Below are 21119 nucleotides of genomic sequence, written 5' to 3'. Positions count from 1 at the left end.
AACCGGCAGAACAGGTGAGGCAAGGTGGGGGGACCATGCCAGAGCGGCGTAAGCGGGTAGTTCGGCCATGGCTCTTGACGCTCGGCGGCTTGGCTGCGGCGGTCCTCCTCCTGTTCGCTCTGGTCGTGGGCCCGTGGCTGCTGACCCGACACCCGCAGCAGGGGCTCACTGCCGAGCAGGAACTCAAGGCGAAGAACGATGTCCGAACCACGCTGGTGCAAGCCCTCGCCGGGCTCGCGGTGGCGGGCGGCCTAGTGGTCACCTACCGCACGTTCCAGCACAACCGGTTGGAGCAGGACCGCAACTATCGGCTACGCCAGGCGGAACAGGTCAACGAGTTCTATGCCAAGGCTGTCGAGCAACTCGGCCACGAGGAGGCGCCTGTCCGGCTCGGTGCGCTGTACTCGCTTGTGCACTTGGCTCAGGCGAACCCGCACCAGCGCCAGACCGTAGTCGACGTCATGTGCGCCTACTTGCGGATGCCGTACACAGCACCAGACGGGCAGGGACCAAGCCCTTCGAGGCGCGACCCGGCACAGGAGCTTCAAGTCCGCCTGACCGCTCAACGACTCCTCGGGGACCATCTGCGCATTCCGTCGGGTGTTCCGCAAGATGGTGCCCAGGCGCTCTCACCCACGCCAGAAGAGCCGTTCTGGCCATGTATCAAGCTCGATCTGACAGGTGCGACTCTCTGCGACCTTGACCTCAGTGAGACCTCGATCGTTGATGCGAACTTCACCCGGGCAACCTTCGTCGGCCGGACTCAGTTCATCCATGCGGCTTTCGTAGGTGATGCACGCTTCGACGCAGCCTTCTTTGGTTCTGATGTCGTCTTCGACGGATCGATCTTCAGCGGCGAGGCATGGTTCACCTGTGCGAACTTCGACGGGGACGCCTGGTATGAAGACGCGACCTTTGTGGAGTGTTTTCAAGGTGACGAGGCAACCATTTCTGGCGCGGCCTATTTCAGCGCTGCGACGTTCAACGACCTTGCCACATTCTGGAAAGTCACCTTCGGCGGTCAAGCCTGGTTCGGGGGCGTGACCTTCGCTGACGCCGTCTACTTCAACGATGCGAGTTTCGATGAGGGGGGCTACTTCCAGCAGGCACGAGTGCTCGGCCTGGACTCTGCTCTGAGCCGACGCGATCCGGGGATGTACCGCGTCTGGCCGGATGGATGGACTGTAAAGCCCGACGCAGATGATCCGACACGAGGCACGTTGGTGATCGAGGAGCAGACATCTGAGCCACCCCTGGGGGTGTGACCCACTGAGCCGATCTCCCCGACCGCCACGTGATAGCAGCGGAGATCGCGCGCAGCTCTGGGGAGTTTTAGAACTCCACCCCCCAGGGGCCCCAGGCGGCAGCCACCCAGGGCCCACAGGCGACCCCGTCAGCCGTTCCGGCCGCGCATCTGCCGCGCCCACTGGGCGAATCCCCGAGCCATCCGCAGGTACCCGGCCCTCAGGTTGGCATCAAGGTTCGGTTGTTGGGCCGCCTTGAGCCAGCCTTCCGCGTGGTCACGCAGCACTCGGTAGGCGATGCTCTCCTCAGCCACGGTCGACCTCCTCGGAGATGGACTGTTCGATCTCGTCGAGGGTCAGCTCTCGCGGGGCAGGTGGTGGCGGTGGCTCGATAGCCACGCGCAGGCGCAGCCGGTCAGCCGGCGGGATGATCACGCCGCGCAGCAGCCGGTCAACGGTCTCCAGTGCTACGGCACTCTTGCCCTTGGTGCGGCCTCGGCTGGCGTACTCGCCGTTGAGGTAGGCACTCAGCTCGCCGAAGCAGAACTTGGCGTAGGCCCAGTCAACGCCGGTCATGATGCCGGCTTGCGGGGAGTCCATCAGCGCCAACCACATCTCGCGCGCCGTCTGGTGCCACTCGGGGTCGGCGGGTGGGATGAGTACCTGAGTCTCACCTCGAAGGATGAACACGGGGGCAGCGTTCCGCTCTGCTCTGACCTGGTCGCGCTCGCGGCTGTAGTCGTCGGGGTTTCTCACGCGGCCACCTCCTCGGCCTGGTGGATCAGGAGCCAGTAGGCGACGCCCACCAGCGAGAGGCTGTCGCCGACCAGCCGGCGATGCGTGCTGTCGAAGCGGGAGTGACAGCTACGGCACATCGGCAAGTAGTGGTCGGGGTTGGCGCTGTGCGGCCTGCCGGTCTCGCGCCCCTCGCTGTCTGCCCGCTGCCGGAAGTCGGCGTGGCTGTAGGCCCACTGCTCGGCCTGCTTGCCGCAACGGCAGAGGTAGTCCGAGGCGCTGCCTCGCTGGCCCTTCACGCGGTTGTGTGCGCCGTCGTACGTGAGTCGATCCTTGCGCCGGGGGTCGGGGTGGTTGACCCGGTCGGCGCAGTTGGTGGTGACGCCTCGGGCAACGTTGTTGATCTGCAACGCCTTGACGTTGCCGCAGTCGCAGCGGAACAGAGCCCGAGGCTCGCCGCTGCCCTCGATCCGATCAAGCAGGGTCAGCGTGCCGTAGCGGTTGCCCGGCGCGTGCTTCTGCTGGCTCGGCCTGGTCGTGGCCCGAGGGGTCGGCACGTACGTCCGCCGGTGCTTGGCCTTGCTCTGGCAGGTCTGCCCGCAGTAGTCGGGTGCCGGCCCACGCTTGCCGGCAGCCTTGGGCGGGATCGGTCCGCCGCAGTGTCGGCACTCCCGCTGGGCATGTGGTTGCTCGATGGTCTCGCTCACTCGGATCTGTCTCCATACAGGGCTAAGGCGCTCTCCGTAGCCCGCTGAGAGCCACGGAGAGCGCCTGTTGTTGATCAGGGATGGTCGCGTTAAGGGGTGGCGCCTATGGCGTTCTCGCGCCGTTTCAGCCGCTTGTGGCTGGCTCGGCACGCGGCCCGGCAGTAGAGGGAAGCTCGGCCGCTGTTGACCGGCACGGCGTCGCCGCACCAGGCGCACGGCTCCGCCGCGTCCGGCTCTTGGCCCACGCGGAGAACAACGTCCCCGCTGCGCCTCCACCTCATGTAGTGCTTCTTGCAGAGCCCGCGTGCCCAGTGCTGGCCAGGGCAGCCGAGCACCGTGCACTCATGGCGGAAGCTCTTGCGCGTGTTGGAGTGAGTCATGGTGGTGTGCCATGGCGTCGGGGCGGAGCGCTCCGCGGAGCACCCCGCCCGATCGCTGTCAGGCAGCGGCCTTGCTGATCAGGATCAGCTCCGCCGTTACCGCGAGGGCGGGACGCGCGATGGTGCCGCCGCTGATGACGGCTCGTACCTCGGCGTTCACCTTGGCCGGCTCCCGGCTGGTCACCTTGGCCGATTCGACGCGGCCGAGGCCGGCGGAGAAGGTGCCCTTCACGTCTTCGATCGCCCGATCAACGAACGTGGCCAGCTCGGGGAAGTCGATGTTGCGGTCGATGCCGTGCACCGTGAACTGCACTCGCACCTTGCGGCGGACGGTGTCCCCGTCGCGCGCCTGAGAGACCACCTCGCCCGCGTGCTTGCCGGACATGATGGTGTGGGTGTTCGCCATGCGACCGGTGCGCGGGTCGTCGATCCACTGCTTGCTCCGCAAGGCCGCGAGCCCACCGAGCCGCTGAGCCAGCGTGGTTCCGGTGGCGGTGGAGCGCTCGCTGATCACGGGCATGGGCGGCTCAAGGTTCTTCAGGTACACCGAGAGAACGAAGTGATCCGGCTGCATGACCAGGCTGTCGCGCACCTCAGCGTGGCCGGCATGGTGCACCAGCTTGTAGATGCCAGTGGTGCACGCTTCTCGGATGGTGTCCAGACCATCGGCAGGCACGGTCACCAGCAGGTGCGCCGTGCCGGTCATGTGGCCGGTGGTGGTGTCGTAGTCCGCACCCTCGACCTGGTACAGGTACGCCGCCGGGGCGGTCAGCTTCTCCGGCCGCTGCGGCACTACCTCGATGGGTACGCCGAAGAGCCCGAAGTTGAACCGGTGTTCCTCGATGATCGCGCGCAGGTACTCGGCGAGCACGGGGTTGGTCTGCCCCTCGTACAGCTTGACGGCGCGTTCGGCAGCGGGAATCTGCTTACGGGCCATGCTGAGCAGGTGTTCGGTGCGCTTGATCTCCGCTTCAGCGGTGGCCAGGTCGAGCCCGCTCACGGAGGCGTCGCCACGGTCGAGCCGGGCGAACAGCTCGTCGGCAGCTTCCTTGGCCTGCTCGTGCTCAGCCTCCCGCTGGTCAGCCAGGGCCCGAGCCTCGGCCAGCGCGTCGATGGGGTTGGGGGTGGTGTTCTTCTTGGCAGTAGCCACGGTGTTGGAACCTTCTTCCAGATACGAGGAAGGGCGGCCGGTTGGCCGCCCGTGCGATGTGTTGCAAGCCCTGAATCCGCCATGATCAAGGGATGGACATGGGGAACCCGAAGGAAGTCAGGGAAGAGTTCGAGGCGATGATGGTTTCCGCCGAGATGGCGAGCCCGTCGGAGCTTGACTCGCGAGGCCGTGCACGAGTCGGCAAGTTCGCGGCGAACGCCCGCCGGCTGCGCGAGGGCGAGATCACGCCGCAGGAGTTCGACCAGATCATGAGCGAGGACGGTTGACGGCTGCCGGGCTCTCAGCCGGCCAGAGAGGCCGAGGCGGACCAGTGGTGAACAGCGACGCTCAGCCCTCCACCGGACTGGACGCGCGTTGCTCTGTGCTGGCGTAGCTTCAGCTCGACGCCAGGTAGGGCAGTCATCAACTCCGGCAGTACGAAGCCGCTAACGTCGTCGACCAGGTCGAGTGGCGAGAGTGCCAGCGGCGCGCTGTCGCTGAAGGTGACGACCAGGAGGCGACTGACCAGCACCCCGCCTCTGGCGTTGGCTTGCCCTCGCCCGCGTAGCCGGATCGCCGGCCGCGCCTGCGGCGGCAGGATCCCCGCCCGGGGCGGGGTCGGCTCGATGTCGATCCCGTCATAGCGAGCCCTGAACACTTCGGCGACAAGCGCCGGCAGGATGAGATCAAGGCTCACGGGCGAACGTCCCGCCAGGCGATGCGGTGGTAGCGGCTGGCCTGATCGAGCGCAGCTCGGGCATCGGTGACCAGAGCCGTTGCCCGGCTCAGGTTCTCGACGGCGGCGGCGATGAGATCGGGGGCGGCATCCGCCGCCCGCAAGCGGGCGAGATCCGCAGCGGCGGAAGCCTTGGTGTCGAAGGCCAGGGCGTAACGCTGTTCGGCGAGTTGCCGAGCCTTGCGAGCGTCGGCGCGGGAGAGGGTTTCCACTGGTTGATGCTCCTGAGGGCATACGAAGAGAGCCGGCCTCCGGCCGGCTACTGCTGGTGTTGGGTGTGCTGTGAGTGCCGGCCTCCGGCCGGCATCTACTGGCCTTACTGGTGATGGCCCCTCCGGGGCCTCATCTCCTCGCCGCTGCCTGCAAGCCTGCCGCAGGGGTACGCACGGCAGCGGCGCAGTGCGAAGCGGGTGCCGGGCGGTAGTGGCCTACGGCGTTGCCTGCATCGCCACTGCCCACGGGTCTTCATCCTCGGCCGGCGTGAAGTTCTCGACGTTGACGGGGAACTGGCTCGGCTTGGCGAAGATGCCGATGGGCAGAGTAGAAGCAGATGGGGGCAGATAGAGAGCAGATGGTGTCGACGGGGTCGACATGTCATGTCGATCGGGTCGACATGTGATGTCGATGGGGTCGACATGTTGAGTCGACGGCACCGACAACGGCTGGCGCGACATGTCGACGGGGTCGAAATGTTCGGCCGGCTCTTGCCGTAGCCAGAGGTCAACCCGTCGCCGGTTCGGTCGGTCGACCTTGGCGAAGTACCGAGCAACCTGCGGACGCTCGACCAGTTCCGACATGCTGCCTCGGTCGCACTTCGCGGACTCGGCGAGCCGAGACAGGCTGCGCTTCACCTTGAAGCTGGCGTTGTCGGTCCCGATCGCCGCTGCGACCAACACTGCCTTCTCCCGGGTGTCGAGGCTGTCGTCAGCCATGACGCCTCGGATGAAGTCCAGGGGGCGGAACGGGCTCTCCGCTCTCTGCTTGCTCACTGGGTCTTCACTCTCTCTGGGACCGTCATGATCCACACGTTGGGGGCAACCGGGATCAGCCAGCCCTTAGCGATCAGTGCGCCTACGTCCTCGCGCACCTGGTCCACCGTCATGCCCGTGTCTCGCGCCCACTCTTCGAGCGTCATGCGGAACGGAGGGCTGGCGCTTGCCGTCGCCGGCTGCCGGCTCCGCTTGCGCTTGCGGCTCACTGGTCGGTCACCTCCATGGGTCGAGCCCTCCAGAAACCTCTGGCGGTTCGACGGGCTCTCGGCTGCGCTCGACGCACTCGGCTTCACGTGCAGCAAGCACGCGCTCTGCATGCTCGGCTCGCTCGGCTTCCAACGCCTCGGCGATGGCAAGGGCCCGGTTGATGCTGGCGTAGCTCACTGGCTTCCCCAGAGGATCAGGAACAGGGCGAGCGAGGCCGCGCTGAGCAGGTGGCCAAGGACGACAAGCTGGGTGTAGCTGAGCTTGGTCAGTGGATACACGGTTACTGGTCTCCGTTCAGGGTGCCGGCGAAGAGTCCGCGCAGCCTGGCTCGCTGCTCGGGGGTGAGGGGTGGTGCTTCTTGGGCGATGCGTTCGGCGATCCGTCGTAGTTCCTCGGTCAACGGCCCACCGTCCGGGCGTACGCCTCAACCTCGGTCAGCGGGTAGAGCACCCTGCCGAGGTACTTGACGTAGCGCATCGGCGATCGGCGCTCGGTTCGCTGGTTGATCAGGGTGCGTGCGCTGAGCCCAAGGCGCTCGGCAGCCTCGTTGGTGTCTAGGTACTTCCTGCCGTCGATGACGTGCACTGCTGGCCGCCTCCGTTCCGCCCGCATCCGGGCATGAAGAAGGGGGCAGCCGTTGACTGGCTGCCCCCTGGTTGGGTGGGTGATAGGCCCTGACATACCGGCTCAGGGCCAAGAAGAAGCGCCAGGCCAACTGGCCTGGCGCTTGAAGCCTCTACCTATGTATCCCCGTTGATCTTGGAGTCTTGACGACGATCGTGACCGGGCTCACCGGGAAGTCTCGGAGGGGAACCCTCCACCTACGTATCCCCGTTAATCTTCGAGTTTTACAAGCAGACATGACCAGGCTCACTGGCAAGCCTCGGAGGTGAACCCTCTACCTATGTATCCGCGCGGATCAGGCCCGTAGGCACCCTGCCCGTGACCAGGCTCACCGATGGGCCCCAGACAGGACCCTCTACCTATGTATCCCCCCTGATCGGGACGGAAGTTGCGCCGTCGTGACCACGCTCTCACCGGCAAGCGTCCGGGTGAACCCTTCGCCTATGAATCCCCCCTGACTCTGGAGTTTTACCGGGCATCGTGACCACGCTCACGACAAGCCCCAGGGCGAGGCCAACTGCCCGCCACCCTCGGGACCAGGGCGACGGGCAGTTGGTTAACGCCTCGGGCCTAGTTGGTGACCGCTGAGACGACCTTCGGGGGCAGGGCCGTCCTAACCCAGCGCTCGGCCTGGTCTCGGTTGACGGTTGGCAGGGCGGCTCTGACTGCGCCAACAGCCGCGTCATGGTCCGTGTCGGGGTCAACGACGATGACCCCGAGGGAGGGAAGCAGCACAGCGGCAGAGCCGGTGCGCGCTTGGATGATCTTCACTGGCTGATCCTCTCCTCGTTCTTGGCTCCTGCCCAACGGGCAAGGTCTGCTCTCGCGTACAGGTCTGCGTTGCCGCTCTTGCCCCTCGGCGTGGGCACGCTGCCCACCTTGCGCTGTAGACGCTTCTTCGCTGCGTCGAGCTTCCACGGGATCACTCCGGCGTCGATCGCCTCGCGCAGTGTCAGGAAGTCCCCGGCAGGGCTTGATAGGCCGTTGACCTGCGATGTCTCCGAGGACCGGGGACATGCCAGCTCCCGAGCCTCGCTCGCGGTCAGGTAGGCAACCTGCGTCTCGGTGGCCTGCCCACCGATGACCACCTGCCACCGGCCGAGGGTCCGCGAGGCGCGCGGCATGGCCGCCTCGGGTACCAACATCTTCCAGTTGTTCGCGGTGTACCGGGCGAGGCACCGGATGCCGAAGTTCTCCCGCGCCTCGGGTCCGCCGATCGCCCGAGCGGTGAGCATCTGCGCGATGGCCAGCACGTTGACCTTGGCGCTGCGGCCCATGAATAGCAGGTCAGCCAGCGCGGACACGGCGGGGGAGCGCTTGGGGTCACCCTTGCCGCGCGCCTCAGCCCAGAAGTTGACGAGCTGCCCGATGGTGGCGTTCAACTCCTCGGCGATGACCAGCACGCGGGGACCGGGGTCCCAGTCTTCGGCCTCGTGCATGGCCAACGTGTTCCGCTCGTCGGCGAGGGAGGCCAGGCGCACGAGGGCTTCATGCATCTGCGCCGGGCGGGTGCAGTAGTCGACGCCAGCCAGACCGAGGGCCCAACGGTGCGAGCCCTTGCGGTCGAGGATGACCACCCGGCCACCTCGGGCGAGCACCTGCACGGCGACCAGCTCGGCGAGCACGCTCTTACCGGCGCCGGTCCCGGCGCTCACGGCGATGTGCGGGGAGTCGTCCCGCAGGGACAGGGTGACCGGCCGATCCCCGGCACCCTGCCCGATGTAGAACTCCCACTCAGCCAGCCGGGGCAGGTGCTCGACGACCTGGTCGACACCAACCCGAGCCGGAGGACGTTTACGCACCGTCCACGTAGCGGTTACCCGCGGACCGACCTGGTGCCAGGACTCGACCAGGTCAGACACGGGGATCTTGCTGCCGATGATCGCCGACACCAACTGCCGCTGTTCCTTGGTGAGGTACGGGGTGTCGGCGACCAGCTCGATACGGGGACCCTGGTCGGAATCGACCGGCCGGCGGAACACAGCCAGCCTCGACGCGACCGGCTCTGCTCTGCGCTGGATCGCCCACGCTGCCCGCTGAGCCTGGTCGGGCAGCCAACGGATGACCGGCTCTACCCGCTCGCCGTACCAGGTGCGTACGGCCACCTCAGCCGGCGACAGAGGCTTGGCCAGCCGAGGGGTGAGGTTGCCCAACGTCGGGTCGACGTGGAGGCGCACGCCGGTCTGTAGACCCATCGCCGGCGCAAGGGCAGCCAGCGTCGGGGTGACGTACTCGCGGTTGAACCGGCGCATGGTGAACCGGCGACGCACTCGCCAGCCGGCGACCAGCGCAGCCGAGCCGACCAGTGAGCCGACCTGCTCGGGCTGAGCCGCTGCCAGTGCAGCCGTAGCGGGCACGCTGAGCCGGATCACCTGACGCTGCCAGCCGGTGAGCCGACCAGCACCCCGGCTTAGGTATGGGTAGCCGGTCTTGCCGCTGAGCGGCCTACCGGAGACGTACCGGTAGGCCACCCGCGACACGGTGTGCTTGCGCCGCAGCTTGCGGATAGCCCGCTCAAGCTCGGTCACGCCGCCACCCCCGCAAGCTCAGGCGTACGACCGTTGGCAGCAGTCTCCGCAGGCTGCGAGGTGGACGGCGAGCCAGCCGAGCGGGTAGGCCGGTACCGCTTCACCGTCGCCAGGGACACCCCGGCAAGCTCAGCGATCCGGGCGTGCGTCGCCTCGGGCTCGGCGAGGTGAGCCGACATGATCCGGTCAGCCGAGGTGAGCGAGCGGGGGACAGGCTTGGTGCTCGGCTGGCTGGTCCGCTTGACCGGCTGAGCCTTGACCGGCTCGACGGCAACCGGCTCAGGCTTGCTCGGCTCAACGGTCGGCAGAGCGGTCGGCAGGCTCACCGGCTCAGGCTTGCTCGGCGCGATGGTCGGGCGGCTCACCGGCTCAGGCTGGTTGATCAGCTTGCCTCGCCGAGACAGCACCTCGACGGCGAGCAGGAAGGCGACCGGCGGAACGGCGGCAACGGCACGGGCAGTCCACGTCGGGTGAGCCGACGCGATGTTGGCAGCCAGCGTGGCGACGATGCCGAACGCCACAGCCAGCCGAGCGGACAGGCGAGGCTTCCGGCCGCTGTGCTTGTCGTCGAGCATCGCCAGCGTGCCGACCAGGATGAGTCCGTCGATGGACAGGGGGAGCACCGACGCAACCGAGACGTGCTCGCCAGCCTGCCGGGCGACCTTGAAGATGTGCGAGAACGAGGCGTAGCCGGCGACCAGGGCGACCAGGCCGGTGGTGAGCCGAGAGGTGATGGCAGTACGGGACACGGCGAGGCTCCTCAGAAGCGGGTGGGGACGTTGGGAACGTCCGAGAGGTGGGCGATGTCGTCGGCGACCTGCTCTGCGTGCCGCTCAGCCAGTCGGCGAGCGATGACGAACGGCGCGAGCATCGCGACGGGTCCGCCGATCAGGACCAGGACCAGGGCGTAGGCGGCAGTGGCGTTCACCGGTCACCCGCCAGTGCCTCGCTGCGGCACGGGCCGCAGTTGTGGGCGAGCGATCCCCGGTGACGCGGGCACTGCTCGGTGCCGGTGACGGGCGGCAGCGCCGCCCCTCGACGCTCCGGGTACGGGTAGCCGCTCGGGCGGGGGGTGGTGTTGTTCTTGTTCTTGGGAAGGAAGCGACGCCAGTCCCGCGCGCCAGCGCGGTTCTTCAACTTCCCTTGGTCTTCAACACTTCGGGTGTCACCCTGGCTGTCACCCCCGGTGCCCTGATCTGTCACCCCGGCCGGCTGGTTCGTCACCCCTTGCGAAGCGGATGACACCCCCTGACCGAGGACCAGGCGGTAGACGCGGGTGGCGATGCCGGCAACCTTGGTGACGACCAGGCGACCGAGCTGCACCAGCTTGGCGAGCGCCCGCTGTACCGTCCGCTCGGAACAGCCGGCGTACTCGGCGAGGGTGGCGACAGACGGCCAGGCGTTGCCGTCGTGGTTGGCGTGAGCAGCGATGGCGATAGCCACGGCACGCTCGTTCTTCCCGAGATCACGGGTCGCGAGCAGGGCTTGCTTGACAGCTACACTCATGGGTGGGCGGACCTCCGTTGTCCGTCAAGGCCCCGGATTACAGGTGTTGGCGCACCTGCCGGGGCCGTTCTTGTACTCACCTCCCTGTCGGACGTTCTCCGGCTCGAACGTCGCCATCGTCGTCGGTGCGGTGCTGCTGCTCGCCCGCTGGGCCCGGGCCGGTCCGCGGACCGCCGCGGCGCTGTGCGGGCTGGCCATGATCGGCTTCGTCGTCCTGGTCCGACCGTCCCCGAGCGTGGTCCGGGCCGCCACGATGGGGGCGATCGGGCTGGCCGCGCTCGCCGCCGGCCGATCCCGGGCCGCGCTGCCCGCGCTCTGTGCCGCGGTGACCGTGTTGGTGCTGCTCGACGCGGAGCTGGCCGGTGACGCCGGCTTCACGCTGTCCGTGCTCGCCACCGCCGGGCTGCTGCTGGTCGCTCCCGGCTGGCGGGACGCGCTGCGCCGTCGGGGCGTACCGGTGGGGCTGGCCGAGGCGCTGGCGGTGCCGGCGGCCGCCCAGCTCACCTGCGGCCCGGTGGTCGCCGGCCTCTCCGGCACGGTCAGCCTGGTCGCCGTGCCCGCCAACCTGCTGGCCGTGCCGGCCATCGCACCGGCGACGGTGCTCGGCGTCGTCGCCGCCGTGATCTCGCCGGTGTGGCCGGCCGGCGCCGAGTTCGCCGCCTGGCTGGCGAGCTGGCCGGCCCGCTGGCTGGTGGCGGTGGCCCGGCACGGGGCGGGGCTGCCGGCCGGGACGCTGCCCTGGCCCGGCGGGGTGACCGGGGCGCTGCTGCTGGCCGGGCTCACCGTGGCGCTGCTGCTCGCCACTCGGCGCCCGCTGGTCCGGCGACTCGTCGCGGTGGGCGCCGTCGCGGTGGTGCTGGGCACACTGCCGGTCCGGCTGCTGGCCGGCGGCTGGCCCCCGCCCGGCTGGGTGGTGGTGGCCTGCGCGGTGGGTCAGGGGGACGCGCTGGTGCTTTCGGTCGCCGCCGGTCGGGCGGTGGTCGTCGACGCCGGCCCCGATCCGGCCGGCGTGGACGGTTGTCTGCGCCGGCTCGGCGTACGCGAGGTGCCGCTGCTGGTGGTCAGCCACTTCCACGCCGACCACGTCGCCGGGGTCACCGGGGTGTTCCGGGGCCGCCGGGTGGCGGCCGTGCTGATCCCGCAGTGGTCCGAGCCGGCGCTCGGCGCTGCCCAGGTACGTGCCGCCGCGCTGGCCGGCTCCGCGGCTCCGGGTACCGCGGGGATGGGCTGGAGCTGGCGGGCCGGGGGAGTGGAGCTGGTCGCGCTCGGCCCGCCGTACCCGATGCGGGGCAGCCGGTCGGACCCGAACAACAACTCCCTGGTGCTCGCCGCCACCGTGGCCGGGGTGCGGATCCTGCTGCCGGGCGACGCCGAGACGGAGGAGCAGCGGGCGTTGCTGGAGGCGCTACCGTCGGGCGCCTTCCGGGCCGACGTGTTGAAGGTCGCCCACCACGGCTCGGCGTACCAGGATCCGGAGTTCCTCGACGCGGTCCGGCCGTCGGTCGCGCTGGTGTCGGTGGGGGTCAGCAACGACTACGGGCACCCCAACCCCGGTCTGCTGGCCCGGCTCTCCCGGGCCGGCGCGCGGGTGCTGCGGACCGACACCGACGGGGACGTGGCCGTGGTCCGGGACCGGCACGGGCTGGCGGTGGTGGCCCGGGGTATCCGACCGGGGCGGCAGCCCTGACGCCTCGAGTCGATCCATGGTCCGGAAGCTGTACGGCAGCGCAGAGCTACAGGAACGCCTCCAGGTGTCCCGTGCCCGGGTCGTGCAGATCACGAGCCGGCCCGACTTCCCGGAGCCGTTCGATCGGCTGGCCGGGGGAGCGGTGTGGCTCGTGGAGGACGTGGAAGCGTGGATCACGGAGCACCGGCCGCACCAGGCGCGAGGCGCTGACCCGGACGCGCAGTGAAACGGCCCGGACCCCTCCGCAGGGTCCGGGCCGTTCGTCCAGGTGGCTCAGGCTTTCTGAGCCGTCTTCACCTTGCTGGCCTTCGCCGCGTGCCGCTCCAGCCCGGCCAGCGCCGTGGCCGCGCGCTCCCGGCTCCGCCGGACCGCCTCCACGGCGTTACCGACGATCATGGATCCGGCGGAGAACAGGCGGCCGGAGTTGGCCTGCTCCACGGTTTGCCGCACCCGATCGATCTCTGCCAGGTTCTCCACCGCAGCCTCCAGCTCCGCCACCACAAGGTCCAGGCGCGCCAGCCCGGCCGCGGCCTGGCCGTGGAGGTAGGTCAGCCACTCGTCCCGGCGCTCCGCGATCCCGGCAGCCACCTCGCGGCGCACCTTGTCCACCGCGTCCCGGGTGCCGTCCGCCTCCGCCTGCGCGGCTTCCGCCGCTTCCTGCCGCTCGCGGACCATCCGGGTCACCTCCGCCGCGTCCAGCGCCTTGCCAGACATGGCAGCCTCCGTCGCGAGCCGCCGGACCTCCATGGGTCCCTGTGCCGCTGCGGCCTGCGCCTTGCGCGCCTTGCTGCCGAGCCGGGTGGCCTCCGTCGCGAGCGTGCCAAGCCTGGCCAGGTCCGCCCGGGTGGCCGGGTGGACGTGCCGGTCCGGGATCACACCCACCCCGGGCACGGACATCGGCTCACCCTGCCACGCGGCCGGAGCCTTGCTACTCGGCGTGGCGGCCGGCAGGAGGGTGCCCGGCGCGGCCGGGAACGGCTCTGTCAGGTCCCACAGCTCATCCCACTGGCCGGCGCGCGCCAGCGCTTTGGCGCGCCGCTCTCCGTCCCCGCTCGCGTGTGGGCACTGGTGCGCGTTGCCCTGCTCCCTTGCCACGCCGTACTCCGGCACGGTGCCGTGTCCGTACATGGCGATCCCACCCTGCTGGCCGAGCCGGTGGACTCGCGCTGTGCTGGCGGTCACCCCGTTCATGGGGGAGACGCTGAAGGACTCCGGCGCGCAGGTGCACCCCTCCGGCATGTCCCCGGACTCGGTGGCGTGGACCGTCATGGCGGCCAAAAGTTGATCCGCGCCCACCGTGTGGCTTTCCTGCGTGTCCACGATCCAGACGGCCAGGGATGGGGCGTACCGCACGCGCTTATCGGTCGGGTGGATGGTCATCGGGAAGCCTCCATGAGTCGGGTCCAGGCGGCTCCCGCCGCGTCGGTGGCGCAGTCTCCGGTCAGTAGCCCCCGGGGCTGCGCCCTTCGCTTGCCACGGGCCCGGCTCCGGGGCCGGCTCGCCCATCTGCTCCAGGTGCTCGCGAGCCTGTTTCTCCGCCTTGTCCAACGCCGCGCGCTCCGCGTCGGTCACCCGCGACGGGAGCAGGTTGCGGCGGTGGGGGCGGCACCGGCCGAGCGCGCCGTGGTCCGGGACCGGCACGGGCTGGCGGTGGTGACCCGCGGCACCACGCCGGGGCGGCAGCCGTGACGCCAATCGATCCAGCTTGTTGCGGTAGCAGGTGGGTCGAGTTGAATGTCTGGATTCGCGCTGCGTGCGGGCTGTGCCGTCACAGTCGCCGATGACCAGGCACGGTCCGGTCCAGGGCCGTGCGAATATGGGCGGCGTGACCCCCGCCAGCCTGCCCCCCATTCTGCTCGTCCTCGGCGACGAGGAGCTGCTCGCCACGCGCGCGGTCAGCGAAGCCGTCGCGACGGCGCGCGCCGTCGACCCGGATGTGGACGTCCGGGAGTACCAGGCCAGCGCCGTGGCGGTGGGGGAGATCGCGGAGATGCTGAGCCCGTCGCTCTTCGGCGGCCGGCGGGTGCTCGTGCTCCACGCCGGGCAGGACGCCCGGAAGGACCTGGTCACCGCGCTGCTGGCGTACGCGAAGAATCCCGATCCCGAGGTTCAGCTCGTGGTGCTGCACCTCGGCGCCGCCAAGGGGAAGGCCTTCGCCGACGGGCTGCGCGCGGCGGGTGCGACCGTGGTGCCGGCGGCCAAGCTCAAGGGGCACCGGGAGCGGGTCGCCTTCGTCCGGGGCGAAATCCGCCGGGCCGGGGGGAGGTGCACCGACGACGCCGCCGAGGCGCTCATCGCCGCCGTCGGCAACGACCTGCGCGAGCTGGCCGCGGCGTGCTCGCAGCTCATCGCCGACACCGACGGCCGGATCGGGGCCGACACGGTGGCCCGGTACTACCGGGGTCGGGTCGAGGTGACCGGCTTCACCGTCGCCGACGCGACCATGGTCGGCGACGTTCCCGCCGCGCTGGAGGCGCTGCGCTGGGCGTTGCACGTCGGCGTCGATCCGGTGCCGATCGCCGACGCGCTCGCCGACGGGGTCCGCACGGTGGCCCGGGTGGCCTCCGCCGGGCGGGGCAGCCCGTATCAGCTGGCCAGCAGCCTCGGCATGCCCGCGTGGAAGATCGAGCGGGCCCAGCGGCAGGCGCGGGGCTGGACACCGGAGGGCCTGGTGCGGGCGATGCGGGCCGCCGCCGAGTGCAACGCGGCCGTCAAGGGTGGCGCCGACGACCGGGCGTACGCGCTGGAGCGGGCGGTCTTCTCGGTCGCCGCCGCTCGGGAGGGCGGCGCCCGGTGACCCGATCCCCCCGCGCGTCCTGGGCGACCGTGCCGACGGACCAGGAGCGGTACCGGCCGCTCTACGCCCGGATCCTCGGGCTGCGCTTCGTCAACCCGGGCGGGGTGCTGTGCTTCCTCTTCTTCGAGGGCTCGGTCGCGCTCGCCGCGCTGCTCGCCCTCGCGGAGCTGGTCAGCTGGTGGGCGGTGCTGGTGCTGCCGATCGCGGTGGCGGCGATGGTGAAGCTCAACGACGTGGTCGCCGAGCTGGTGGTCCGCACCGCGGCGCTGGTGCCGGAGCAGGAGCGGGACCGGTTCCGGCGGCAGATGGAGCCGGTGGTCGGCCGGGCCCGGGTGCCGACGGCGTCGCACACGCTTCCCGGCGTGGTCCTCGCCTCCGACCCCACGCTGCGCGCCGCCCGTCCCGGCGACCAGATCACCCGCCCCGACGACGGAACCCGGCCCGACGACGGCGTGTCGTGGTCGGACCCGCTGCGGCACGACCCGCTGCGCTGATCCGGCCGGGCGCTGACCGGTGCGGCACCGGCTCAGCGGCGCCCGTCCGATACGCAGACAGCCGGAAGCCCCGGGTCGATGCCCGGGGCTTCCGGCAGATCTACCGGCTTGTCAGGCCGAGAACGAGGCGACGCGCTTGGCGATCGCCGACTTCCGGTTCGCCGCCTGGTTGGCGTGGATGACGCCCTTGCTGGCGGCCTTGTCCAGCTTGCGGGCGGCGTCACGCATCAGGACGGCGGCCTTCTCGGCGTCACCGGCCTCCGCAGCCTCGTTGAACTTGCGGATGGCGGTCTTCAGCGACGACTTGACCGACTTGTTACGCAGCCGGCGCTTCTCGTTCTGCCGGTTGCGCTTGATCTGGGACTTGATGTTCGCCACGCGACAGCCTCGTCTTGATAGCTCGGTTTGGTCTGCTTCTCACGCGCGACGACGAGCATGCGTCATCGCTGCGCGAAGAGCCAGGTTACCAGGTCGGCCGGGACGAGCCAAAACGGCTCAGCCCCAGCTCCGCCGGGCGGCGAGCCAGCCCAGCGCCTGCTCGCCGCTCCACCGCTGGTGGGCGCGGATGTGTGGCGACGCCGACGACGGGCCGGCGGCCGCGCTGGTGAGCAGGTATCCGGCCAGCGCGGCCAGGGTCACGTCGAGCGCGTCCGGCGGCGCGCCGGCCGCCGCCGGGTGGCTGGCGAACGCCGCGTCCGCGTCCAGGCCGCTGGCGTACGCGGTGATCAGCAGGCTGGCCAGGTCGAACCAGGCCGGCCCGTGGCAGAGCCAGTTCCAGTCGCAGATCCAGGCCCGGCCGGCGGTGTCGATCAGCACGTTGTCCACCCGCAGGTCGCAGTGGATCAACCCGGTCGCCGGCCGGTCCGACCCGGCGGGCGGGGCGTCCGCGTACGCGGGGAGGCGGGACTCCAGGGCGACCAGCTCCGGCAGCCGGCTCCGGGCCCGGTCCGGCAGCTCCGGTGCCGGTTCCCGGCCGGCGGCCACCTCGCCCCACCAGAGAATGTCGTCGCGGGCCAGGTCGGACAGGCGGGGCAGCCCGAGCCCGACCAGCTCGCCGGGCGGGTCGGCGAGGGCGGCGGCGACCTGCGCGTACGCGGTGAGGGTGGCGGCCAGCTCGTCCGGTTTCCACGGCAGCCGGGGCGGGGCGCCGTCGACAGCGTCGAGGCAGAGCGCGTACCAACCGGCCGCGGTCAGCGCCCACCGGGGCCGGGGGACCGGCAGGCCCGCCGGGAGCCGGGCCAGCACGAGCGCCTCGTGGGCGTACCAGTCGACCAGGTGCCGCTGCTGCGCCAGCGACGCCGCCTTCACGAAGGTGCGCGCGCCGTCGGCGGTCTCCAGCACGGCGGCGAAGCCCCCGGTGAAGCCGGCGCCGGCCACCCGGACCGCGACCGGCGGGGCGCCGAGCCGCGCCACGACCGCGTCCCGCAGGCCCGTCGGCAGCGCGGCCCAATCGGGGCGGACCGCGGTCGCGTCGTACGGCACCGGGGGGAGTGAGATCGCGGGCACCCGCCCATGTTGCCCGACCCGCACCGGCCCGGCGGTGCCGGCGGCCGGGTGTCGGTCGGCTCTGCCAGACTGCGAGCCATGCGGACCGAGGACTTCTGGCAGCTGATCGACCGGGCCCGGGAGGGCGGCGGGGGAGAGTCCGACGCGGTCGCCGCCCGGGCGGTCGCCCTGCTGGCCGAGCGGGACCCGGACGAGATCGTCGGGTACGCCCACCACCAGCAGCGGGTGCTCGCGGCCTCCTACCGGGTGGATCTCTGGGGCGCGGCCTACCTGATCAACGGGGGCGCCTCCGCCGACGGCTTCGAGTACTTTCGCGGCTGGCTGATGACCCAGGGCCGGGCGGTGTTCGCCAGGGCGGTCGCCGACCCCGACTCCCTTGCCGAGTTGCCGCGGGTCCGGGCCGCCTCGCTCAGCGGCGAGGAGTTCCAGTGCGAGGCCATGCTCGTGGTGCCCTGGGAGGCGTACCGGAAGGCGACTGCGGCCGAGCTGCCGGCGGACCGCGACCCGGTGCCGGTGCCGGACCTCAACGACTTCTGGGACTTCGACGACGAGGAGGAGGCCCGCCGCCGGCTGCCCCGCCTGGCCGCCCTCTTCGTCGAGCCGCCCGCCGAGTGAGGTGCCGCCCGCCGGGTGAGGTGCCGCCGGGTGAGGGTGCCGCCGGGTGAGCCGGCGGGCACCCGAGGAGTGATCGGACCGCGTCCGGGGCGACGTGGGAGCATAGAGGGGGCCGGCGTGTGCCGGCCCGCTCACGTCAGCCGACCAGAACGGACCGCTGTGCCACCGAAGCTCGATCCCGGCGCGAATGCTCCTGGTGCCACCGACCCCGGTCGCATCCGGAACTTCGGCATCATCGCCCACATCGATCACGGGAAGTCGACCCTGGCCGACCGGATGTTGCAGCTCACCGGCGTGGTCGACCCCCGGCAGATGCGTGCCCAGTACCTGGACCGGATGGACATCGAGCGCGAGCGCGGCATCACCATCAAGAGCCAGGCCGTCCGGATGCCGTGGACCATCCGCGAGGGTGAGCGGGCCGGTGAGCACGCGGTGCTCAACATGATCGACACCCCGGGGCACGTCGACTTCACGTACGAGGTGTCCCGGTCGCTGGCCGCCTGCGAGGGGGCCGTCCTGCTGGTCGACGCCGCGCAGGGCATCGAGGCGCAGACCCTGGCCAACCTCTACCTGGCGCTCGAGAACGACCTGCGCATCATCCCGGTGCTCAACAAGATCGACCTGCCGGCCGCCCAGCCGGAGAAGTACGCCGAGGAGCTCGCCCACCTGATCGGTGGCGACCCGGCGGACTGCATCAGGGTCTCCGGCAAGACCGGCGAGGGCGTGCCGTACCTGCTGGACGAGATCGTCCGGCAGTTCCAGCCCCCGGTCGGCGACGCCGACGCCCCGGCCCGGGCGATGATCTTCGACTCGGTGTACGACGTCTACCGGGGCGTGGTCACCTACGTCCGGGTGATCGACGGGCGGATCAGCGCCCGCGACCGGATCAAGATGATGTCCACCGCCGCGGTGCACGAGCTGCTGGAGATCGGCGTCATTTCGCCGGAGATGGTGAAGGCCGACGCGCTCGGCGTCGGCGAGGTGGGTTACCTGATCACCGGCGTGAAGGACGTCCGCCAGTCCCGGGTCGGTGACACCGTCACCATCAACTCGCGGCCGGCGACCCAGGCCCTCGGCGGCTACAAGGACCCGAAGCCGATGGTCTACTCCGGCCTCTACCCGATCGACGGGTCGGACTACCCGAACCTGCGCGAGGCGCTGGACAAGCTCAAGCTCAACGACGCCGCGCTCGACTACGAGCCGGAGACGTCGGGGGCGCTGGGCTTCGGCTTCCGCTGCGGCTTCCTCGGCCTGCTGCACCTGGAGATCATCCGGGAGCGGCTGGAGCGGGAGTACAACCTCGATCTGATCTCCACCGCGCCGAACGTGGTCTACCGGGCCATCACGGAGGACGGCCAGGAGATCGTGGTGACCAACCCGAGCGAGTACCCGACCGGCAAGATCGCCGAGGTGTACGAGCCCGTCGTCCGGGCCACCGTGCTCACCCCGAACGACTACGTCGGCGCCGTCATGGAACTGTGCCAGGGTCGCCGGGGCAGCCTGCTCGGCATGGACTACCTCTCCGCGGACCGGGTGGAGCTGCGCTACACGCTGCCCCTCGCGGAGATCATCTTCGACTTCTTCGACCAGCTCAAGAGCCGCACCAAGGGCTACGCCTCGCTGGACTACGAGCCCTCCGCCGAGCAGGCGTCCGAGCTGGTGAAGGTCGACATCCTGCTGCACGGCGAGCCGGTGGACGCGTTCAGCGCGATCGTGCACAAGGATAAGGCGTACAACTACGGCGTCACGATCGCCGCGAAGCTGCGCAACCTGATCCCGCGCCAGCAGTTCGAGGTGCCGATCCAGGCCGCGATCGGCAGCCGGGTGATCGCCCGCGAGACCATCCGGGCGATCCGCAAGGACGTGCTGGCCAAGTGCTACGGCGGTGACATCAGCCGGAAGCGCAAGCTGCTGGAGAAGCAGAAGGAAGGCAAGAAGCGGATGAAGATGGTCGGCCGGGTGGAGGTGCCGCAGGAGGCCTTCATCGCCGCCCTCTCCTCCGACTCGGGAGACGGCAAGCCCCCCGGCAAGAAGTAGCTCCGCCGCAGCGATCCGGTGCCCCGCCGGAGCGACCCGCACCGGGTCCTCCGCGCGGGGCGCCGGCGTTCACGGGCGTACCTGTCGATGAATTTTCCGCCGCCGGCGGGCCCGGTCCCGGACCCGCCGGCACCGGGCGCCACCTGCGGGATCGTGCTTCCCGGCCGAACCGACGCGCGGCCCGGAAATCGACGTGGCGCGACCTGTCGGCGGTTGAGTCGGTTTGGGTTTCGCGCCGGTCGGGCACTTAGCGGTCACCACAGGAACCACCGACCGTGTGGAAACTTCTTGAGAAGGAGGGCGACCGTGGAGCTCACCGTGTGGGGCATCATCACCGCCATCGTTGTTGGTCTCATCGTCGGCGCTCTGGGCCGCCTGGTCGTTCCGGGTCGCCAGAACATGCCGATCTGGCTGCACATGCTGATCGGTATCGGCGCCGCGCTGCTCGGTACGGTCCTCGCCCGCGCGCTGGGCATCGCCACCGAGACCGCCGGGATCGACTGGATGGAACTGCTGGTCCAGGTCGTGCTGGCCGCCATCGCCGTGGCCCTGGTGGCCGGCGTGGGCCGTCGCCGCAGCGTCTCGCGGTACTGACACCCCGAACTGCCGAACCGGGCGTCCGACCGAAAGGTCGGGCGCCCGGTTCGCGTCGTGCCCCGGGATCCGAGGGAAAGTCCTGTTCAGGGGGCTTGTCGCGCAGTTTGTCACCGAAGTCGGTTTGGGATTTTGGCGGGTCGGGCACTTAGCGGTCACGACAGGAACCACACGACCTCGTGTGACTCGATTACTGAAGGAGGAGCGACCGTGGAGCTCACCGTCTGGGGCATCATCACCGCGCTCATCGTTGGTCTCATCGTCGGCGCTCTGGGCCGCCTGGTCGTTCCGGGCCGCCAGAACATGCCGATGTGGCTGCACATGCTGATCGGCGTCGGCGCCGCGCTGCTCGGCACGATCGTCGCCCGGGCGTCCGGCTTCGCCAACACGGCCGGCATCGACTGGCGGGAGCTGCTGCTGCAGGTCCTGTTCGCCGCCATCGCCGTGGCCCTGGTGGCCGGCGTCGGCCGTCGCCGGAGCGTCTCCCGGTACTGACGCACCGAACTGCTGAAGCGGGCGCCCGACCGGAAGGTCGGGCGCCCGCTCGCATACGCGCTTCCGCCCGCGACGCCGGCCTTGC

General features: G+C 70.2%; 25 protein-coding genes and 1 pseudogene. 10 read left to right on the top strand and 16 right to left on the bottom strand.

The genetic code is table 11. The features are described 5' to 3' along the window. Positions 1-1265, top strand: a 1265-nt coding sequence (locus I8N68_RS27500) for a pentapeptide repeat-containing protein (RefSeq protein ID WP_234040692.1), incomplete at its 5' end; no start/stop codon positions are given. Positions 1266-1393: 128 nt separating this feature from the next. Here I8N68_RS27500 and I8N68_RS27495 read toward each other — a convergent pair. The 4 genes from I8N68_RS27495 to I8N68_RS27480 form a co-directional block, all read right to left on the bottom strand. After that, positions 1394-1558 carry a hypothetical protein gene (locus tag I8N68_RS27495; RefSeq protein WP_200215404.1) on the bottom strand — a complete coding sequence of 55 codons (165 nt, stop codon included), beginning with the start codon at positions 1556-1558 and terminating at the stop codon, positions 1394-1396. Then, a complete protein-coding gene (locus tag I8N68_RS27490; protein WP_200215403.1) occupies positions 1551-2000 on the bottom strand; it encodes a phage terminase small subunit in 450 nt (149 codons plus the stop codon). The genes I8N68_RS27495 and I8N68_RS27490 overlap by 8 nt, the downstream gene beginning before the upstream one ends. Next, positions 1997-2686: a hypothetical protein gene (locus tag I8N68_RS27485; protein WP_200215402.1), complete on the bottom strand. Its 690-nt coding sequence runs from the start codon at positions 2684-2686 to the stop codon at positions 1997-1999. The genes I8N68_RS27490 and I8N68_RS27485 overlap by 4 nt, the downstream gene beginning before the upstream one ends. A gap of 438 nt (positions 2687-3124) precedes the next feature. Next, positions 3125-4216, bottom strand: coding sequence for a hypothetical protein (locus tag I8N68_RS27480; protein WP_200215401.1), 1092 nt, complete (start codon positions 4214-4216; stop codon positions 3125-3127). A gap of 92 nt (positions 4217-4308) precedes the next feature. Here I8N68_RS27480 and I8N68_RS27475 point away from each other — a divergent pair, with 92 nt between their 5' ends. Continuing rightward, positions 4309-4503, top strand: coding sequence for a hypothetical protein (locus I8N68_RS27475; RefSeq protein WP_200215400.1), 195 nt, complete (start codon positions 4309-4311; stop codon positions 4501-4503). Between the two features lie 14 nt (positions 4504-4517). Here I8N68_RS27475 and I8N68_RS27470 read toward each other — a convergent pair whose 3' ends face one another. From I8N68_RS27470 to I8N68_RS27430, 9 genes are all read right to left on the bottom strand, one after another. Then, positions 4518-4913 (bottom strand): hypothetical protein, encoded by a 396-nt coding sequence (locus I8N68_RS27470; protein WP_200215399.1) that lies wholly within the window; start codon positions 4911-4913, stop codon positions 4518-4520. Then, entirely contained in the window at positions 4910-5164 is a 255-nt protein-coding gene (locus I8N68_RS27465; protein WP_200215398.1) for a hypothetical protein, read from the bottom strand. The genes I8N68_RS27470 and I8N68_RS27465 overlap by 4 nt, the downstream gene beginning before the upstream one ends. Positions 5165-5380: 216 nt before the next feature. Further along, the gene (locus I8N68_RS27460) at positions 5381-5884 is read right to left on the bottom strand and encodes a hypothetical protein (RefSeq protein ID WP_200215397.1); all 504 of its coding nucleotides are present in this window, start codon (positions 5882-5884) and stop codon (positions 5381-5383) included. A 53-nt stretch (positions 5885-5937) separates the two neighbouring features. Continuing rightward, a complete protein-coding gene (locus I8N68_RS27455) occupies positions 5938-6150 on the bottom strand; it encodes a hypothetical protein (protein WP_200215396.1) in 213 nt (70 codons plus the stop codon). A gap of 397 nt (positions 6151-6547) precedes the next feature. Next, a complete protein-coding gene (locus I8N68_RS27450; RefSeq protein WP_200215395.1) occupies positions 6548-6736 on the bottom strand; it encodes a helix-turn-helix domain-containing protein in 189 nt (62 codons plus the stop codon). 806 nt (positions 6737-7542) lie between these two features. Next, the gene (locus tag I8N68_RS27445) at positions 7543-9303 is read right to left on the bottom strand and encodes a type IV secretory system conjugative DNA transfer family protein (RefSeq protein WP_200215394.1); all 1761 of its coding nucleotides are present in this window, start codon (positions 9301-9303) and stop codon (positions 7543-7545) included. Next, positions 9300-10052 carry a DUF2637 domain-containing protein gene (locus I8N68_RS27440; RefSeq protein ID WP_200215393.1) on the bottom strand — a complete coding sequence of 251 codons (753 nt, stop codon included), beginning with the start codon at positions 10050-10052 and terminating at the stop codon, positions 9300-9302. Before I8N68_RS27440 ends, I8N68_RS27445 begins: the two co-directional genes overlap by 4 nt. Before the next feature lie 11 nt (positions 10053-10063). Then, the gene (locus tag I8N68_RS27435; RefSeq protein WP_200215392.1) at positions 10064-10231 is read right to left on the bottom strand and encodes a hypothetical protein; all 168 of its coding nucleotides are present in this window, start codon (positions 10229-10231) and stop codon (positions 10064-10066) included. Beyond that, on the bottom strand, positions 10228-10809 hold the full coding sequence (locus I8N68_RS27430) for a helix-turn-helix domain-containing protein (RefSeq protein WP_234040690.1): 582 nt from the start codon (positions 10807-10809) through the stop codon (positions 10228-10230). Before I8N68_RS27430 ends, I8N68_RS27435 begins: the two co-directional genes overlap by 4 nt. Positions 10810-10906: 97 nt before the next feature. Between I8N68_RS27430 and I8N68_RS27425 the strand changes: the two are divergent. Together I8N68_RS27425 and I8N68_RS27420 are read left to right on the top strand one after the other, a co-directional pair. Further along, positions 10907-12496: pseudogene (locus I8N68_RS27425) on the top strand (ComEC/Rec2 family competence protein); the annotation flags it as partial. A gap of 16 nt (positions 12497-12512) precedes the next feature. Next, a complete protein-coding gene (locus I8N68_RS27420) occupies positions 12513-12722 on the top strand; it encodes a helix-turn-helix transcriptional regulator (RefSeq protein ID WP_200215390.1) in 210 nt (69 codons plus the stop codon). Between the two features lie 47 nt (positions 12723-12769). Here the strand turns inward: I8N68_RS27420 and I8N68_RS27415 are convergent, their stop codons facing one another. Beyond that, positions 12770-13876 carry a hypothetical protein gene (locus I8N68_RS27415; RefSeq protein WP_200215389.1) on the bottom strand — a complete coding sequence of 369 codons (1107 nt, stop codon included), beginning with the start codon at positions 13874-13876 and terminating at the stop codon, positions 12770-12772. A 436-nt stretch (positions 13877-14312) separates the two neighbouring features. Here I8N68_RS27415 and holA point away from each other — a divergent pair, with 436 nt between their 5' ends. Both holA and I8N68_RS27405 read left to right on the top strand, forming a co-directional pair. Next, entirely contained in the window at positions 14313-15293 is a 981-nt protein-coding gene (holA, locus tag I8N68_RS27410) for a DNA polymerase III subunit delta (protein ID WP_200215388.1), read from the top strand. Further along, positions 15290-15787 carry a hypothetical protein gene (locus I8N68_RS27405; protein ID WP_307812996.1) on the top strand — a complete coding sequence of 166 codons (498 nt, stop codon included), beginning with the start codon at positions 15290-15292 and terminating at the stop codon, positions 15785-15787. The genes holA and I8N68_RS27405 overlap by 4 nt, the downstream gene beginning before the upstream one ends. A gap of 111 nt (positions 15788-15898) precedes the next feature. Here the strand turns inward: I8N68_RS27405 and rpsT are convergent, their stop codons facing one another. Next, a complete protein-coding gene (gene rpsT, locus I8N68_RS27400) occupies positions 15899-16165 on the bottom strand; it encodes a 30S ribosomal protein S20 (RefSeq protein WP_200215387.1) in 267 nt (88 codons plus the stop codon). Between the two features lie 117 nt (positions 16166-16282). Beyond that, positions 16283-17293 (bottom strand): phosphotransferase, encoded by a 1011-nt coding sequence (locus I8N68_RS27395; RefSeq protein WP_200215386.1) that lies wholly within the window; start codon positions 17291-17293, stop codon positions 16283-16285. Between the two features lie 78 nt (positions 17294-17371). Here I8N68_RS27395 and I8N68_RS27390 point away from each other — a divergent pair, with 78 nt between their 5' ends. From I8N68_RS27390 to I8N68_RS27375, 4 genes are all read left to right on the top strand, one after another. Beyond that, the gene (locus tag I8N68_RS27390; RefSeq protein ID WP_200215385.1) at positions 17372-17908 is read left to right on the top strand and encodes a DUF4240 domain-containing protein; all 537 of its coding nucleotides are present in this window, start codon (positions 17372-17374) and stop codon (positions 17906-17908) included. Positions 17909-18067: 159 nt separating this feature from the next. Continuing rightward, positions 18068-19945 (top strand): translation elongation factor 4, encoded by a 1878-nt coding sequence (gene lepA / locus I8N68_RS27385; RefSeq protein WP_200215384.1) that lies wholly within the window; start codon positions 18068-18070, stop codon positions 19943-19945. A gap of 306 nt (positions 19946-20251) precedes the next feature. Further along, on the top strand, positions 20252-20539 hold the full coding sequence (locus tag I8N68_RS27380; RefSeq protein ID WP_130339075.1) for a GlsB/YeaQ/YmgE family stress response membrane protein: 288 nt from the start codon (positions 20252-20254) through the stop codon (positions 20537-20539). Between the two features lie 210 nt (positions 20540-20749). Then, entirely contained in the window at positions 20750-21034 is a 285-nt protein-coding gene (locus I8N68_RS27375; RefSeq protein WP_200215383.1) for a GlsB/YeaQ/YmgE family stress response membrane protein, read from the top strand. The last annotated feature ends 85 nt before the right edge of the window (positions 21035-21119 follow it).

This window comes from Micromonospora coerulea, assembly GCF_016598485.1.
Lineage (GTDB): Bacteria > Actinomycetota > Actinomycetes > Mycobacteriales > Micromonosporaceae > Micromonospora > Micromonospora coerulea.
The sequence above is the reverse complement of the archived record's forward strand: the minus strand, read 5'-3'. Positions and strand labels throughout refer to the sequence as shown.